The following is a 16,343-nucleotide window of genomic DNA, read 5'->3' on the forward strand; positions in this document are numbered from 1 at the left end:
GGGCTGGAAGGATTGTTATGAGCGAAGAGACCGCGACGGCGACCGCAACCGACGAACTGAAACTGACGCCGCCCGAACCCGTCCCCGCCGTCGCGCCCGAAAAGGCCGCCGGCCTTGTTCCGCTCTCGACCGAGCAGAAATCTAAGCTCGAGGAACGCGTCGACAGCTTCATCGACGATCTGGTGGCACAGGACGAAAATTCGCCCGAGTTCGGCAAGCGCATCGACCAGATCACCAATATGGGGCGCAAGGAAATGCTGGAGGCGGCGAATCATTCGAACCGCTTCCTCGACCGCCCGATCAAGGCGATGGATCGCGATACCGACATCGGCCAGAATCTGATCGAACTGCGTACCACGGTCGAACGTCTCGATCCCTCGGCGAACGGCAAGCTGCTGACCAAACGCGGCTTTCTGGACAAGATCCTGGGCAGCAAGATCAACAATTATTTCGCGCAATACCGCAGCGCCCAGACCCACATCGGCGGCATCCTGACCGCGCTTGCCAACGGCAAGGACGAGCTGCTGATGGACAATGCCGCCATCGACGTCGAGCGCCGCAAGATGTGGGAATCGATGGGCAAGCTCGAACAGATGATCCACATCGCGGGCACGCTCGATCAGCGGCTAGAGGCGAAAGCGGCCGAACTCGACGGCAGCGATCCCGCCAAGGCAAAGGTCATCCGCGAAAATGCCCTGTTCTATGCGCGGCAACGCACGCAGGATCTGCTGACCCAGATGGCGGTGACGGTACAGGGATATCTCGCCCTCGATCTCGTCAAAAAGAATAATGTCGAGCTGGTGAAGGGCGTCGATCGCGCCTCGACCACCACCGTCGGCGCGCTCAAGACCGCGATCACCGTCGCACAGGCGATGACGAACCAGAAGCTCGTGCTCGAACAGATTACCGCGCTCAACACGACCACCGCCAACATCATCGATGGCACTTCGAAGATGCTGAAGGACAATACGGCGCGCATCCACGAACAGGCGGCGTCGAGCACGATCCCGATGGAGACGCTCAGCCGCGCTTTCCAGAATATCTACGACACGATGGACGCGATCGATACCTTCAAGCTCAAGGCGCTCGACACGATGAAGACGACCGTGACCTCGCTCGAGGGCGAGGTCGCCAAGTCAAAGGGCTATATCGCGCGCGCCGAAGGCGCGAGCCAGGCGCAGGCAAGCGTCGGCGGCGCCGAGAGCCCGCTGGCGGCGATCGAGGGCTAGGATGAGCATGAGCGAGGTCGACAAGATTAGCGCGCTCGGCAACGCCGCGATCGAACGCTCGCGCGAACGGCGGCGACCGATCGGCACCAAGAGCGTCGCGCTGCGCCGCCAGCATCTCTACAAGAAGCTCGGTCGCGTCCTTGTTGCAGGCGGGATCGTGCTGATCGGCGCGGCGCTGTTCGGCGCGCTCATCAAGCCGCTCGGCTTCACGGGCCTGCTCGCGCTCACGGTGCTGTTGATCGGTGTCGCTGTGCTGTTCGGCAAATGGCCGCCCTTTCCCGAACCGCGCCAGACCGATCTGCCCAAGGCCGACCTTAAGCAGCTCGCCGGCCGCACCGAAATCTGGCTCGAGGCGCAGCGTCCGGCGCTTCCCGCCCCGGCACGCCAGCTCGTCGACGGGATCGGCGTCCAGCTCGACCTGCTCGCCCCGCAGCTCCAGACGCTCGACGCCGCGACGCCGGCGGCAGCTAATATCCGTAAGCTGGTCGGCGAGGATCTGCCCGAACTCGTCGCGGGCTATCAGCGTATCCCCGCGGGGCTGCGCGGCGAAGCGCATGCGGGACGTACGCCCGACGAAACGCTGCTTGGCGGGCTCAAGATGCTCGAACGCGAGATCGGCGACGCGGCGCGCAGCCTGGCGGCTGGCGAGATCGACAAGCTGGCGACGCGCGAACGCTATCTCCAGCTCAAATATCAGGGTCTCGAAGCCGACGACACGCCGGGCGCGGCCTGATCCGCCTCAGGCGGGATAGGCTACTCCGCGATCGTCGGCGCCGGGTTCCCCGTCGCCGCGCGGCGGCACACGCTGGACATTGATCCGGTTCCGGCCGGCGCGTTTCGCATCGTAGAGCGCCTCGTCGGCGATCCGATAGAGATATTGAAAATCGGGGGCCGGCCGCACTTCGGCGACGCCGACGCTGGCGGTCACCGGCCGGTCGCCCATCGTGTCGCTATGATCGCACAGCGCGATTTCGCGGCGGATGCTCTCGGCAAAGCGATCGAGCATGATGCCTTCCATCCCGATGGTCAGCAGGCCGAACTCCTCGCCGCCCAGCCGCGCGACGCTGCACATCGTCCCTTCCCACCGGGCGATGCGTTCGGCGATGCGGCAAAGGACCGCATCGCCGGCTTCATGGCCGTAGATATCGTTGATCGACTTGAAGCGATCGACATCGACGAGCAGCAGCGCCGCCGGCAGCGCCCCTTCGCGCGCCTGATCGAGCAGCGGGGTGACGGCATCGACGAAGCCCCGCCGGTTGAGCAATCCGGTGAGCGGATCGCGGCGCGCAAGCTCGTTCGCCTGCGCCTCGGCCGCCAGCGCATCGTCGCGTTCGATGCGCAGATGCGCGAGCCGCCGCGTCGATGCCGCCGACAGCCACAGCGCCTGCCAGGTTGCGGCGACCAGCACCGCCAGTTTCGACCCCCCGCCCCAGAATCCGTCCTCGACATCGACCAGATGAATGATCGCGAGCGTCGCCATCGGCAGACACCAGGCGAGCGCGAAATCGCGCGCCTCGACCGATCCCTTGCGCCAGCTCCAGCCGATGCACAGCGCGACCGCGACCAGATCGACGAGGACCGCGATGCCCAGCAGATTGCCGAGCATCTGCAGATTGTCGGTGCGAATCAACGCCAGCGGCACGCCAGCGATGGCGATCGCCAGCCCCAGCGCGAGGGTTCCCCGGCGCAAAGCCCGCGGAAGATGCCGGGCGTCGATCGCGGTCACCGCGCTGGCGGTCGCGACGCCGATGGCAAGGCAGGCGAGCAAGGTCGATGCCTGCGCCGAGACCGTTCCCGCCATGGCGGGAAAGATCACCAGATGAATCTGCGACCAGAAGGCGCCCCAGACGATCATTACGCCCGACCATGCCGCCTGCCACAGCAGATATTGGCGGCGCACCGCGACCGCGAGCGACAGGCTATAGATGCCGCTGACGAGCAGCAGGGTGAGCGAGGCGCCGACGAGCGCCGCCATCCCCGCCGCCTGCAGGCTCGCATTTTCCTTGGGGATGAGGCGCGCGCGCAGCAGGCTGTGGTCGGCGAGGCGGTCGAAGCGCATGGTCACCGCGGTCAGCGGCGCGCCGCGGGCCGGGGCCTCGAACAATATCTGGCCGCCGACGCGCCAGTGCGCGCCATAATCGCCGCGGCGCACTGTCTGCCAGCGCGTTTGTCCGTCGGCATAGGTGAACCCCACCGCAACCCGGTCGAAGCGCGAGAAATGCACCATCAGTGCGGCGCCGTTGCGATCCTCGGAACGATTGCCGACATCGGCCCGCAACCACAGGCTGCCGTCGCGATACCCCGTCGGCTCGCCGCTGCAGGAAAAGCGCAGCGCGGACAGCGCGTCGTCGGGTGCGGCCAGCGGTCCGACCGAGTGGCAGAGCGGCGCATTGATGTGCAGCGGCGTCGCCGCAGCGGGCACGGCCCAAAGCGCGGCAGCAAGCCACAGCAAAACAAGCGTCCAAGACGCCCGTCTCCGTCCGCGATTTTCCTCCGCCCCGATCATGCGATTCCCTTTAGACCCCAATATCTTGGGAAAGCGTAACCGCCCAGCCCCGATCACGCTGTGGCCGCAATCACTGGCGCGGCCGGTTGGCGGCAAGGGAGGCGCCCAGCCTCGGCTTCTCGCGCTCGGGTTCTTCAGGCGTTCGCTCCCTCAATCCACGGGGAGATTGCCGCAATGCGAGGCGTCCTCGAGATCGTGCGACGGCTAGGCTATCAATATCCTATGGGTGATGAAGCCCGGGCGCGTCAGAACAAGGAAACGGGCAGGCCTAGCCGCGCCGGGCCAGACCATATTGCATCAGGCCTTCGGGTCCGAACAAGCGGTTGCGCGCGTCGGGCTGCGCCGCCGCTGCGCGCAGCGCGTCCGCCCTCGGATCGTCGATCGGCCAGCGACCATCGTTCAGAAACGCGATCCACGCATCGATGGCGTATTCGATCGACGGGCAGGTGCCGCCGCGCCTTTGATGCCAGGCCCGCGTTTCGAGCCAGCGCTGCGGGATCTTCTGGCTGCCGTCCATTGCGATCTGGATCAGGCGATGATCGAGCGCCGGGTTGGCGAAGCGATCGAGCAGCGCATCGGCATAAGCATTAAGGTCTTGCCCCGGCGCGGCGTCGATGGTCGGTGCGGCCTCCTCGCGCATCAGCCGTTCGACGAGCGGCCGGATAGCGGGATCGGCGACCGCCCGATGGACATGCTCATGCCCCGCCAGCAGTCCGATATAGGCCAGCGCCGAATGCGCGCCGTTGAGCATGCGCAGCTTCGCGGTCTCATAGGGCGCGACGTCGGCAACGAATTCCGCCCCGACCGTATCCCATCGCGGACGCGGGCCAGCGAAATCATCCTCGATCACCCACTGGCTGAATGCTTCGGTGACCACCGCACCTTCATCGCGCACGCCCAGCACCGCCTCGACAGCCGCACGGTCGGCATCGGTCGTCGCGGGCACGATGCGATCGATCATCGTCGCGGGGCATCGGCACGTCGCATCGAACCATAGGGCGACGTCTGGATGGTCGGTGGCGAGATATTGGCGCATCAGCGCGCGCAGCACTGCGCCATTATTCGCCAGATTGTCGCAGCTGAGCAACGTCAGGCCGGGCAATCCCGCCGCCTTGCGCGCCGCCAGCGCCGCCCCGACGAAGCGATAGAAGCTCGATGGCCCCTTTGCCGCGTCAAGATTGAGCTGGCCATCGGCGGTGCGCAGATAGCCCTTCTCGGTCACGGTGAAGCTGACGATATGCGTTGTCGGAGCAGCGAGGACGTCGATGACGGCCTGCGGTTCCTGCGCCGCGACGAGCACGCGCTGAACCGCCCCGATCAATCGAATTTCAGGTCCGGCAGCGGTCCGGCTGCTCACCGTATAAAGCCCGTCCTGCGGGCCAAGCTGTGCCGCGACATCGCCCGAACGCAGCGACACGCCAACGATGCCCCAGTCGCGATCGCCCGCGCCCATCGCATCGTCGGTATAAACCGCCTGATGCGCGCGGTGAAAGGCACCGATACCGAAATGGACGATCCCTGCCGCTTGCCGGCGACGGTCGTAAGCGGGCGCGCGCACGGCTGCCGGCAGCGCGGTTTGCGCCGACAGCCTCACAGCCGGTACGCGGCCTTGGCGAGATTGTAGCTGAGGTCGACCGCCAGCTCGGCCGCCTCCCATTCCTCCATGCGATGCTCGGCAACCAGCGCAGCGAGGAAGCCGCAATCGATGCGCCGCGCGACATCGTGGCGCGCCGGGATCGAGAGAAAGGCGCGGGTGTCGTCGTTGAAACCGACGCCGTTGTAAAAGCCCGCCGTCTCGGTGGTCTGGGCGCGAAAGCGGCGCATGCCCTCGGGGCTGTCGTGAAACCACCAGGCGGGGCCAAGCTTCAGCGCCGGATAATGGCCCGCCAGCGGCGCAAGCTCGCGCGCATAACTGCTTTCGTCGAGCGTGAAGAGGATGATCGTCAGCCCCGCTTCATTGCCATAACGGGCGAGCAGCGGCCGCAGCGCCCGGACATAGTCGGTGCGCGTCGGAATATCGGCGCCCTTGTCGCGGCCATAATGCGTGAACAGCCACGAATTGTGGTTGCGCAGCGCGCCGGGATGGATCTGCATGACAAGGCCGTCGTCGCGGCTCATCCCCGCCATCACCGTCAACATATGCGCTCGGAACAGCTCGGCGTCGGTGGCGCTGACGTCGGCGCGGGTAACGCGCACGAACAGCGCCTCGGCCTCCGCGTCCGACAGATCGGCGGTTGCCGCGGTCGGATGCCCATGGTCGGTCGAGGTCGCGCCCATGCCCGCGAAGAAGGCCCGGCGGTTGCGATGCGCGGCAAGATAGCCGGCATAGCTGAAAGCGTCTTCGCCCGATATATCAGAGAAGCGCGCGAGATTGTCGCGGAACCCTTCATATTCGGGATCGACGACCGGATCGGGGCGATAGGCGGTGATGACGCGCCCGCCCCACTCGCCGCGCACATTGGCGTCCTTGATGACCCGATGATGATCGAGCGTGTCGAGCGGACTTTCGGTCGTCGCGATCACTTCGATTCGGTAGCGATCGAAAAGCGCGCGCGGCCGGAACGCATCGGTCGCAAGCGCCTCGGTGATCCGGTCATAATATAGGTCCGACGTTTCGGACGAGAATTGCACGTCGAAGCCGAAGGCTTCGGCGAAAACCCAGTCCATCCACATCCGCGAGGGGGTGCCGCGAAAGAGATGGTAATTTTGCGCGAACAGCCGCCAGCTTTCGCGCGGATCGGCGTCCGGATTGCCGATACCGAGCGCATCGAGCGCGATGCCCTGCGAATAGAGCATCCGGAACACATAATGATCGGGATGCAGCAGAAGTTCGGCGGCATTGCCGAACGGCGCATTGCCGGCGAACCATGACGGATCGGTATGCCCGTGCGGGCTGATGATCGGCAGGTCGGCGACCTCGGCATAAAGGCGGCGCGCGATGGCGCGCGGAACCGGGTCCGACGGAAAGAGCCGGTCGGGATGGAGGGAGAGCGGCCGCGTCATCGGCGTCTAGACCTCGACGCGATCGAGCCGCGGCGACAGCAGATGCACCGCGAGTAGCGCAATGAAATAGGCGCTGGCGCAGATGCCGAACAATATCTGATAATTATTGTTCGTCGTCTCGAGGATGTAGCCGGTGAACAACGCCATGCTCATCCCCCCGATCGCGCCGACCGTGCCGCCGATCCCGACCACCGACCCCACTGCGCCGCGCGGAAATATGTCCGACGGCAACGTATAGAGATTGGCGGAAAAGGCCTGATGCGCGGCTGTCGCGAGACCGATGATCAGGACCGCGGTCCACACGCTGTCGATATCTTGGGCGAAATAGACGGGCACGACGCAGCAGGCACACACGAACATCGTGAACTTGCGCGCGAAATTGGGGGTGCGCCCCGCCTTGATCAGCCGCGAGGACATCCAGCCGCCCGCGATGCTGCCGAAGTCGGAGATGAGATAGATGGCGGCGAGCGGCAGACCGAAGGTCTTGAGGTCCATGTCGTAGCGTTCGAACAGATAGCCCGGCAGCCAGAAAAGAAAGAACCACCAGATCGGGTCGATGAAGAATTTGCCGAGCGCATAGGACCATGTCTCGCGAATACCGAGCAGGCGGCCCCAACCGATCGGCGTCACCGGGTCGGCCGGGTCTTGCTGAATCCAGGCGCGCTCGCCTTCCGACAGCTTCGGATGCTCGTCGGGATGGCGATAGATCAGCCACCACGCGATCAGCCACAGCACCCCGAACAGGCCGGTGACATAAAAGGCCACGCGCCAGTCGAACATCAGGACGAGGAAGGGAACGAGCAGCGGCGTAACGATGGCGCCGACATTGGCCCCGGCGTTGAACAGCCCGATCGCAAAGGCGCGTTCCTTTTGCGGGAACCAGTCGGTGACGGCCCGGATACCCGCCGGAAAGTTCCCCGATTCGCCGATGCCCAGCCCGAACCGCGCGAGCGCGAATTGCGTCACGCTCGACGCCAGACCATGCGCCATATGGCTGATCGTCCAGATGATGATCGCGACGGTGTAGCCGATGCGGGCGCCAACCATGTCGACGATGCGGCCGAAGCCGATGTAGCCGACGGCATAGGCGACCTGAAACCAGAAGACGATGTTCGCGAAGTCGCCTTCGGTCCATCCCATTTCCTGTTGCAGCGTCGGCTTGAGAACACCGATCATCTGCCGATCGACATAGTTGATGGCAGTGGCAAGAAACAGCAGGCCGACGATCACCCAACGATAGCGTCCGACATTGGGCTGCGGCGGCGCGCCTCCCTCTGCGATTGCCTGTGCCATTTCTCTCTCCCTTTTCCTGCCTTCTAGAGGCTTTCGATGCGGCAGCCGACGCGGATTTTTCCGTCGAACAGTGCTTCGGCGGTCTGACCCGCCCGGATTTCATGGACGCCGGTGATGGCGCCTGCCGACACCCATGTTCCCGGCGCAATGGGGATGCCGCGGGCGCGCAAGGTGCGGGCGAGGAATGCCGCCGACCCGAAAGGCCCGTCGAGCATCGTTTCCATCGTCGCCGCGCCGACCTGCGCGCCGTCGATGAACATCGCGACGGGCATGCGGATCAGATCGGCGTCGCGCCAGTCGGCGATCGGCGGACCGAGTACGAGCCCCTTGTTGTTGCCGTAATCGGACGCGGTAACTGCGGGGCCGTGCAGGTTGATTTCGGCGAAAGGAGAACTCGCGATCTCGATTCCGGTGCGCACCTCGTCGATGCAGTCGCGAATCGTATCGGCGTCATAATCACCGTCGCCGACGGCGCCGAAGCGCAAAAGGATTTCGGCCTCGGCTGCGGCGAATCCCGGCACGAAGACCGGCATAACGGGCCGGTCGCCCGCCGATCCGTCGCGGATTTCGTCGCTGAATATCGGCCCGGTCAGACGATTGCCGCCATAGCGGCCAACGAGCTCGGCCGCGATCCGCCCCACCTTCCAGCCACCGATTTGCCGCCCGTCGAGCCGGATCGCATGATCCTGGATCGCATAGGCGTCGGCTAGGCTGTCCGGCATGACGCCGGGATAGGAGGTAAGCGGTGTCTTTTTGGCGCGCGCGGCGAGAAGCGCCTGGGCCACATTTTCCGCTTCGCTGTTCGCGCTCATCTTTGTCATTTCCCTCTTCCGGCTTTCGCTCTAAAAGACACCGGTGTCAAAAGCAAGCGAATAGCCGCCGACCCGGTTGATTTCGGCGCCATGAACGCTCACTAGGTGGGAAATGGTGCCGATCTGCGGAACATCCGGCGGGGCAGCGAGCGGAGTGCAGACAATATGCCAGCGACGAAGGGCGGACAGGGTACGAAGCAGCCGACGATCAACGACGTCGCGGCGCTTGCCGGCGTGTCGAAAAAGACCGTCAGCCGCGTCATCAACCGGTCCGAATTCATCGCCGAAAAGACACGCAAGGCGGTTCAGGAAGCGATCGAAACCCTGGGCTTCGTGCCCAATCCGCAGGCGCGCGCCCTCGCCTTTCGGCGCAATTTCCTGATCGCGCTTCTGCACGACAATCCCAATGCCCAGACGGTGCTGAATTTTCAGCAGGGCGTGCTCGACGCGATCAAGGACAGCGACCTGGCGCTGCTCGTCCGCCCGGTCGATCGCGGGTCCGACCGGATGCTCGAGGATGTCCGCGTCTTCCTGGAAAAGCAGCGCCCGATCGGCGCGATGCTGCTCCCGCCCATTTCCGAGAATGATGCGCTCGCCGCTCTGTGTAGCGAATTGGGGGTGCGCTATGTTCGCGTCGGCTCGGCGCCGCTCGACGATGCCGCGCATTGCGTCTCGTCGAACGACCGCGAAGTCGTGGCCGAAGCGGTGCGCAAGCTGATCAGCCTCGGCCATCGCCGCATCGGCTTCGTGCGCGGCCCTGTCGGGTTCCGGTCGGCCGCCGAGCGCGAGGAGGGTTTTCACGCGGCCCTTCGCGAAGCCGGCCTGACGTTGCCGCCCGATTATTTCGCGCCGGGTAATTATCGCTATGCGGCGGGGGTCGAGGCGGGCGAAAAGCTGCTGTCGCTCGCCGAACCGCCAACTGCGCTCTTCTGCTCGAATGACGAGATGGCGGCCGGGGTTATGAGCGTGGCGCACGGCAAGGGCATCGCGGTGCCGGGCGACCTGTCGATCATCGGGTTCGACGATTCGCCGACTGCCACGCATATCTGGCCTGCGCTGAGCACCGTCCGCTGGCCGATCCGCGAAATGGGCGCGCGCGCCGCGCGAACGCTGGTCCCCGATTTTCTCGACGGGGCAGCGCGCACCGCAGCGGCCGACGAAAGCCCGGTGCTCGCGTCCACCTTTGTCGAGCGCCAGTCGGTCGCTCCTCCCACCACAGCCTGAGCCTTCCGGCGGATGGCAGAGAGAAACGCGCATATGACACCGGTAACCGCTATCAGGATCGCGCCCGAGGACAATGTGGCCACGCTGTTGGCCGACGCCGCGGCGGGCGACAGCGTCGCCGTCGATGGCGGGCGAATCGTCGCGGCGAACGCCATTCCGCGCGGGCATAAAATCGCTACCGCGGCTGTAGCGCGGGGCGACGCGGTGACCAAATACGGCTTTCCGATCGGGCGCGCCTCGGTCGCGATCGAAGCCGGCGACCATGTTCACAGCCATAATCTGGCGACCGCGCTCACCGCCGACACCGCCCCCCTTCCCATGTTCGCGCAGACCGATTCCAGGTCCGTCCGCGGCGCGGACCGCGCCTTCCGCGGCCATCGGCGCGCCGATGGCCGGGTTGGGACACGCAATGAGATCTGGATCATCCCGACCGTCGGCTGCGTCGGCAATCTCGCCGAACGGGTCGCGCGGATTGCGGCGACAAAACACGCCGGAAGCGTCGATGGCATCCACGCTTTCAAACATCCTTTCGGCTGTTCGCAACTTGGCGACGACCTTTCGCACACGCGTGCGCTGCTGGCCGGGCTGGCGCAGCATCCCAATGCCGGGGGTGTCCTGATCGTCGGCTTGGGATGCGAGAATAATCAGCTCGGGGCGTTGATCGAATCCATTCCCGCAGCGAGGCGGACGCATATTCGCAGTCTGGCCGCCCAGTCGGTCGAGGATGACGAGGCGGCCTGCCTGTCGCTGATCGAGGAACTGGTCGGCATCGCGGGGCAGGCCGAACGGAGCGAAGCGCCGCTTTCCGAGCTCGTCCTCGGGGTCAAATGCGGCGGGTCGGACGGCATGTCCGGATTGACCGCCAATCCGCTGGTCGGCCGTACGGGCGACAGCATTGCGGCATCGGGCGGGCGGGTGATCCTGACCGAAATTCCCGAAATCTTCGGTGCCGAGCCCATGCTGCTGAGCCGCGCGGCATCGCGCGACGTCTTCGATCGCGCGGTGGCACTGATCGACGACTTCAAGGCCTATTTCGTACGCCATGGCGAACCGGTGAGCGAAAATCCCTCGCCGGGGAATGTCGCGGGCGGCATCACGACGCTTGAGGAAAAGTCGCTTGGCGCGGTTCAGAAGGGCGGCAAGGTTCCGCTGACCGATGTGCAGCGCTATGGCGGTCGGGCGACGCGCCCCGGCCTGACCCTGCTCGAAGCGCCCGGCAACGATGCCGTGTCGTCGACAGCATTGACCGCGGCCGGTGCGACGCTGATCCTGTTCACAACGGGCCGCGGAACGCCGCTCGGCTTTCCCGCCCCGACGCTCAAGATCGCATCCAACACCGCCCTCGCCGACCGCAAGAGCGGCTGGATCGACTTCGATGCCGGCCGGGTGCTCGACGAAGGCTTCGGTGGCGCCGCCGACGCGCTGCTCGATCTGGTGATCGAGACGGCATCGGGACGCCCAACGCGGTCGGAAGCCAATGGCGAACGCGATATCGCGATCTGGAAATCTGGCGTTACGCTCTAGGGTCAGCTCAGCGCCGAGAAGCGGAAATTCCGGAAACGCGCCTGCCCCGACCCCGCTGCGTACAGCCCCGGGCGCAGCATCAGAAAGCCGCCGCGGACATTGTGGTGATAACCTGACACCTCCATCCCGCGATCGAAGCGGGTCCAGCTTTCGCCACCATCGCCGCTGGTGTCGAAGGTGACGATATGCGCATCGTTGGTAACCCGTAGGCGCATCCGGCAGCCATGCGGATTGACGGGCTGAGCCCGTTCGATCCCATATTGATGCGTCACGAAGCGGTCGGCATCGAAACCCAGTCCGCAATAGAGACGCTCGTCGTAAAAGAGGATCAGGCCCGCCGTCACGCCAGAGTCGATATCGATATCGCATTCGAAGCGGTAGGACCGGTCGCCCGCGATTAGGAGCAGCGGCGATGAATCGGACGGCGCCCGCCCGCGCGCCGCAAGGTGCAGCGCGCCGTCCGCAACGGCGGCACGCGCGCGCTCGTCGCGTGCGGGCTTGAAGAAATTCCATTTTGCGCCGAGCGCCAGCGACGTGAAATCGTCCGACAGCGCCATGCCATGCAGACCGGCAACGCCGCCAAGCGGCTTCGCGAGCGGCCGCGACAGGTCGCCCCCTGTCATCCGCGGCCAGCCGTCGGTGGTCCATTCGACAGGATCGAGCAGCGTCTGGCGCCCCAGCGTCCAGAAGTCCTTCTCATAGCCGTGATAGACGCTCCACCAATCGCCCGACGGACCTTCCACAAGCGTCGCATGGCCGCGCGACCACCAAGCCTCGTCGCGCGAAACGGTGCGGACGATCGGATTGGCAGGGCAGTTTTCCCATGGCCCGTGGATCGAGAGGGCGCGCGCCGCGATGACCATATGGCCGGTGGGCGGTCCCGCGGTGCCGCCCACCGCGGTGATCAGATAGAAATAGCCCTCGCGGCGCACGATCTTTGGCCCCTCGGGCGAAAATCCTTCGACGACCCAGTCGGCGGGGTAGCGCCAGGGATCATAGACATGCTCGGGTTCGCCTATCCGCGACAAGCCATCGTCCGACAGCCGCACGCGGTCGCCGCCCGACAGGAACAGCCAGCGCGAACCATCCTCGCCGACGGCATGCCCGGGGTCGATATGATCGGGCAGGTCGAGGTCGACGGGATCGCTCCACGGACCCTCGATGTGGTCGGCCCAGATCACCCAGCTCGTGTTCGGTCCCTTGGTCGGAATGTAGAGAAAATAACGGCCGTCATGCTTGCACAGCTCGGGCGCCCAGACCGATCCGATATTGCGGGTGAGCGCCGGGGCGACGGAGCGCCAGTTCACCAGATCGCGCGAATGCCAGATGACCAGGCCGGGATAGGAATCGAAGGTTGAAAAGGTCATGTAATAGTCGTCGCCGTCCTTGAGGATCGACGGATCGGGATGATCACCGGCCATGATCGGGTTGAGGAAGCGGCCGTCGCCGCAATCGGCGCGGCGCTGCCCATCGGCACCCCGCCCCCATTGCGGCTCCGATGCCGGGTCCGCGGGAGCCGACATGGCCCGCGCCTTGCCCGGCGCCGGACCGAGCCCGGCCGCCAGCAGGCCGGCGCCAGCCATTTTGAACAGGTCGCGGCGATCGGTCACAGGCGTCCTCCTCTTGCGCCAAAGAAAAAGGCCCGGCCCTCGCGCGCGAAGACCGGGCCTATTTCCGGGACTAATTCTGATGGATCACATCTTGAAGCGCGCGCCGAACAGGATGGTGCGGCCAAAATGATTATTCTCGTAATTCCGGTCAGCATCGAAATCGGTGTAGCGATAGCGATAGGTGTCGAGCAGATTATTGCCCTCGACCGACAGTTCGACCCAATCGGTCAACTTGTACCGGATCGAGGCGTCCATGTTCCACGTCGCGCCATAGCCTTCGAAGACGTTGCCGGTGCCGCTGTTCGCATCGATGTAGCGGCTGCGATAGCTGGCCGACACGCGCGCGCTGAAGGCGCCGTCGTCGTAATAGAGCGTGCCGTTGTAGGCGCGCTTCGACACGCCAAAGAGCGTCGCCGAGCGCACCGCATTGACCAGCGCCCCACCCGGGACCACCGCCGGCCCCTGAACATTATAATCTGCGTCCGAACTGATGAAGGTCGCGTTCGCAAGCACCCCGAAGTGGCTGATGAAACCACCGCTGGTGAAGGCGCTGAACGGAACCTGCGCAGCGAGTTCGACGCCTTTCAGCGTGGCCCCGGCCCCGTTAACGTTGGCAGTGATCGTATAGATCTGATTGGGATCGAAATTGAGGAAAGCCGGCGAACTCGGCGGGATCGCGTCCTTCGGCAGGCCGGTGGATGCAAAGCTGGCGCTGAAGGCCTGGCTGATCGGGAAGCTTTCAACCTTCTTCACGAAACCGGCGATCGACAGAACCGCCTGCGGCGCGAAATACCATTCGACACCAAGGTCGAAATTGGTCGCCCGATAGGGATCGAGCTGCGGGTTGCCATAGCTGATCTTGTAGTTGAAGCCGTCGATCGAGCCGCCTGGCGTCAGATTGCCGAGGGTCGGACGCGTGATGACCTTGGCGATCGCACCGCGGATAATCACGTCGCGGCTCGGGTAGAGCGCCACGTTGAACGACGGCAGCCAGTCGTCATAGGTGCGATCGACCGTGACGGTGGTTCCCGACAGGACGCCGGTCGACGATTGCGCCGTATGCGCATAGCGGATGCCGGCATTGCCCGCATATTCGAGCCCGAACAATTCGCCCTTGGCATCGAACTCGATATAGCCGCCCGAGACGGTTTCCTGGACCGCACGCGTATTGCCCGTGTCCGGATTGGCGGTGCGGCTGTAAAGCTGGGTGAAGTCCGTGGCCGCAGGGAAGGACGGGATAAGCCACTGGGTCGTCGTTCCCGCCGGCTGACCCGCCTTGCCGAGCGTGAACAGTTCGGCAAGCTGCGAGGTGACCGGAAAGCCGTAGACGGCAGTCGGCCCAAAGACTCCCGACGCCGAGCAGGTCAACGTACCCAGAACGCGGTCGACCCCGCCGTTGCCGCAAACCGCCGTGTCGCGGGTGAAGGCGACCGCATCGAAGTTGAAGCGGCGCCACATCGCGCCGGCCTTGACCTGAAAACCGTCGGTCACGTCCCATTCGGTACGGAGCTGGGCGGTCTTGAAGCGGTTGGTGACGTTCGAGGGACGATCGCGAATTTCGGCGAGCTGGAAATTCGCCGGATCGGTTACGCTGGTGCCGAAGGTGAGCACCGGGTGCTTCATGTCGCTGTAGTCGTAGGAATAGCCCTGCGCATCGCGGTCGTCGAACACGACGGTCGTTTCGACGGGAATGTCGGCGTCAGACTTCGACAGGCCGCCCAGAACGGTGAAGCGGAAACGGTCCGAAACATCCTGGTCCCAGCTTCCGCCGAACTGATAGAAGCTCGTCTTCGACTGGCGCAGATAATGTTCGGTGCGCACCCACGCATCGTTGAGCGTCGCCGAGATCATGTTGCCGTTCGAGTCATAGACGGGATCGACGACGTTGATCGACCGCTCATTCGAACGCAGCAGCACTTCACCCCATTTTTCCTCGCGATCTTCGCGGAAGCGCGAATAGAGGGCGTCGAGCGAAATCCGGGTGCTTTCGGTCGGTTCGAACTGGATCGAACCGGTCAGGCCGAGGCGTTCGCGGCGGTGTTCGATCTCGCCATAGCGCGGGATGCGCGGATGAAATGCGAGAGCCGCCGCGTCGCACGCTGCACCAGAGACATAGGTGCCGCCGCTGTTCGGGGCCGTCCAGCAATTGGTACCATCGACCGAGTCAAAACGCGCCTGCGCCCAACGCACGCTATTGTTGCCGAGTTCAAGCGTATTGCCCTTCGAATAGGCTGCGGAAACCGAGGCGCCAAAGGTGCCCGCATCGTTGCGCCAGCTGAGCAGCCCGGCGACACGCGGCCCCAGATCCTTCGACAGGTCGTTGTAGGAACCGACGACCGACAGCGCGCCGTGCAGCCCGGCCTTGCCGCCGAGCGGATTGCCGGTGTTGAGATCAACCACCGCGCCGAGCGAGCCTTCGTCGAGCGAGGCTTCGGCGGTCTTGTGGACGACGATGCTGCTGAAAAGCTCCGATGCGAAGACATTGAAGTCGAAGGCGCGATCGCGATTGGCCGAGGCGCCGTCGGTCGAGGTTGCGACGGTTTCCAGGCCGTTCAGCCGAACGCGGGTGAATTGGGCGCCCAGACCGCGCACGGTGATTGCGCGCCCTTCGCCGCCGTCGCGCTGGATCGAGATGCCGGGAATGCGCTGAAGCGATTCTGCAAGATTCTGATCGGGAAATTTGGCGATGTCTTCGGCCACGATCGCGTCGACCGCCGCCACCGAGTCGCGCTTGACGTTGAGCGCGGCCTGCAGCGACTGGCGAAAACCGGTCACGACAATCTCGTTGCTTGCCGCATCGTCGGCAGCGCCCGCATCTGCTGCGTCCTGCGCCCAGGCCGGCGTCGCGACCAGCACCGCAAGCGAAACCCCCGAAGCCAGCCTGACCAGAGTGCGGCCACCCCGCGCGTTATGAAAAGCCATCGTCATCCTCCCTTTTCGCAGCGCATTCCTGCCTTTGGCAAGGAATGACACCGGTTACTTTCGTCGAAGTGCAAAATCGGATCGACTGCACGTCCCCTGCGATAGAGAGTTGCGGATTGGCCGCCGTCATTGCGGTCGGCCCAAGCGCCCTCTCCCCAAAATATGTTCTTGACCGGTTTAGGTAACCGGTGTCAAAAATGATTGAAGCAAGCAGCGGTCT

At 64.8% G+C, this 16,343-nt stretch carries 11 protein-coding genes; 4 read left to right on the forward strand and 7 right to left on the reverse strand.

Annotation, left to right across the window (positions count from 1 at the left end):
- Nucleotides 1-17 precede the first annotated feature (17 nt).
- Together MU856_RS13620 and MU856_RS13625 are read left to right on the forward strand one after the other, a co-directional pair.
- Nucleotides 18-1,229: a toxic anion resistance protein gene (locus tag MU856_RS13620; protein WP_062901818.1), complete on the forward strand. Its 1,212-nt coding sequence runs from the start codon at nt 18-20 to the stop codon at nt 1,227-1,229.
- Nucleotides 1,230-1,236: 7 nt separating this feature from the next.
- Complete coding sequence (locus tag MU856_RS13625; RefSeq protein WP_234178506.1) at nt 1,237-1,962, forward strand: hypothetical protein; 726 nt, start codon at nt 1,237-1,239, stop codon at nt 1,960-1,962.
- Between the two features lie 6 nt (nt 1,963-1,968).
- On the opposite strand, the gene MU856_RS13630 is transcribed toward MU856_RS13625, so the two are convergent.
- The 5 genes from MU856_RS13630 to MU856_RS13650 form a co-directional block, all read right to left on the reverse strand.
- Nucleotides 1,969-3,735: a GGDEF domain-containing protein gene (locus tag MU856_RS13630; RefSeq protein WP_263587760.1), complete on the reverse strand. Its 1,767-nt coding sequence runs from the start codon at nt 3,733-3,735 to the stop codon at nt 1,969-1,971.
- A gap of 268 nt (nt 3,736-4,003) precedes the next feature.
- The gene (locus tag MU856_RS13635; protein WP_263587761.1) at nt 4,004-5,329 is read right to left on the reverse strand and encodes a mannitol dehydrogenase family protein; all 1,326 of its coding nucleotides are present in this window, start codon (nt 5,327-5,329) and stop codon (nt 4,004-4,006) included.
- Nucleotides 5,326-6,738 carry a glucuronate isomerase gene (gene uxaC, locus MU856_RS13640; RefSeq protein WP_062901815.1) on the reverse strand — a complete coding sequence of 471 codons (1,413 nt, stop codon included), beginning with the start codon at nt 6,736-6,738 and terminating at the stop codon, nt 5,326-5,328. The genes MU856_RS13635 and uxaC overlap by 4 nt, the downstream gene beginning before the upstream one ends.
- 6 nt (nt 6,739-6,744) lie before the next feature.
- A complete protein-coding gene (locus MU856_RS13645; RefSeq protein WP_062901814.1) occupies nt 6,745-8,031 on the reverse strand; it encodes an MFS transporter in 1,287 nt (428 codons plus the stop codon).
- 23 nt (nt 8,032-8,054) lie between these two features.
- A complete protein-coding gene (locus MU856_RS13650; RefSeq protein WP_313906815.1) occupies nt 8,055-8,852 on the reverse strand; it encodes a 2-keto-4-pentenoate hydratase in 798 nt (265 codons plus the stop codon).
- Between the two features lie 156 nt (nt 8,853-9,008).
- On the opposite strand from MU856_RS13650, the gene MU856_RS13655 reads away from it, so the two are divergent.
- On the forward strand, nt 9,009-10,067 hold the full coding sequence (locus MU856_RS13655) for a LacI family DNA-binding transcriptional regulator (protein WP_062903118.1): 1,059 nt from the start codon (nt 9,009-9,011) through the stop codon (nt 10,065-10,067).
- A 33-nt stretch (nt 10,068-10,100) separates the two neighbouring features.
- Complete coding sequence (locus tag MU856_RS13660) at nt 10,101-11,591, forward strand: UxaA family hydrolase (protein WP_062901813.1); 1,491 nt, start codon at nt 10,101-10,103, stop codon at nt 11,589-11,591.
- Between the two features lie 2 nt (nt 11,592-11,593).
- Here the strand turns inward: MU856_RS13660 and MU856_RS13665 are convergent, their stop codons facing one another.
- Together MU856_RS13665 and MU856_RS13670 are read right to left on the reverse strand one after the other, a co-directional pair.
- On the reverse strand, nt 11,594-13,174 hold the full coding sequence (locus MU856_RS13665; RefSeq protein WP_062903117.1) for a family 43 glycosylhydrolase: 1,581 nt from the start codon (nt 13,172-13,174) through the stop codon (nt 11,594-11,596).
- 111 nt (nt 13,175-13,285) lie between these two features.
- Nucleotides 13,286-16,129, reverse strand: a complete 2,844-nt coding sequence (locus tag MU856_RS13670) for a TonB-dependent receptor (protein WP_062901812.1) — start codon at nt 16,127-16,129, stop codon at nt 13,286-13,288.
- Nucleotides 16,130-16,343 lie beyond the last annotated feature (214 nt).

It is taken from the genome of Sphingopyxis sp. GC21 (assembly GCF_025727575.1).
GTDB lineage: Bacteria > Pseudomonadota > Alphaproteobacteria > Sphingomonadales > Sphingomonadaceae > Sphingopyxis > Sphingopyxis terrae_A.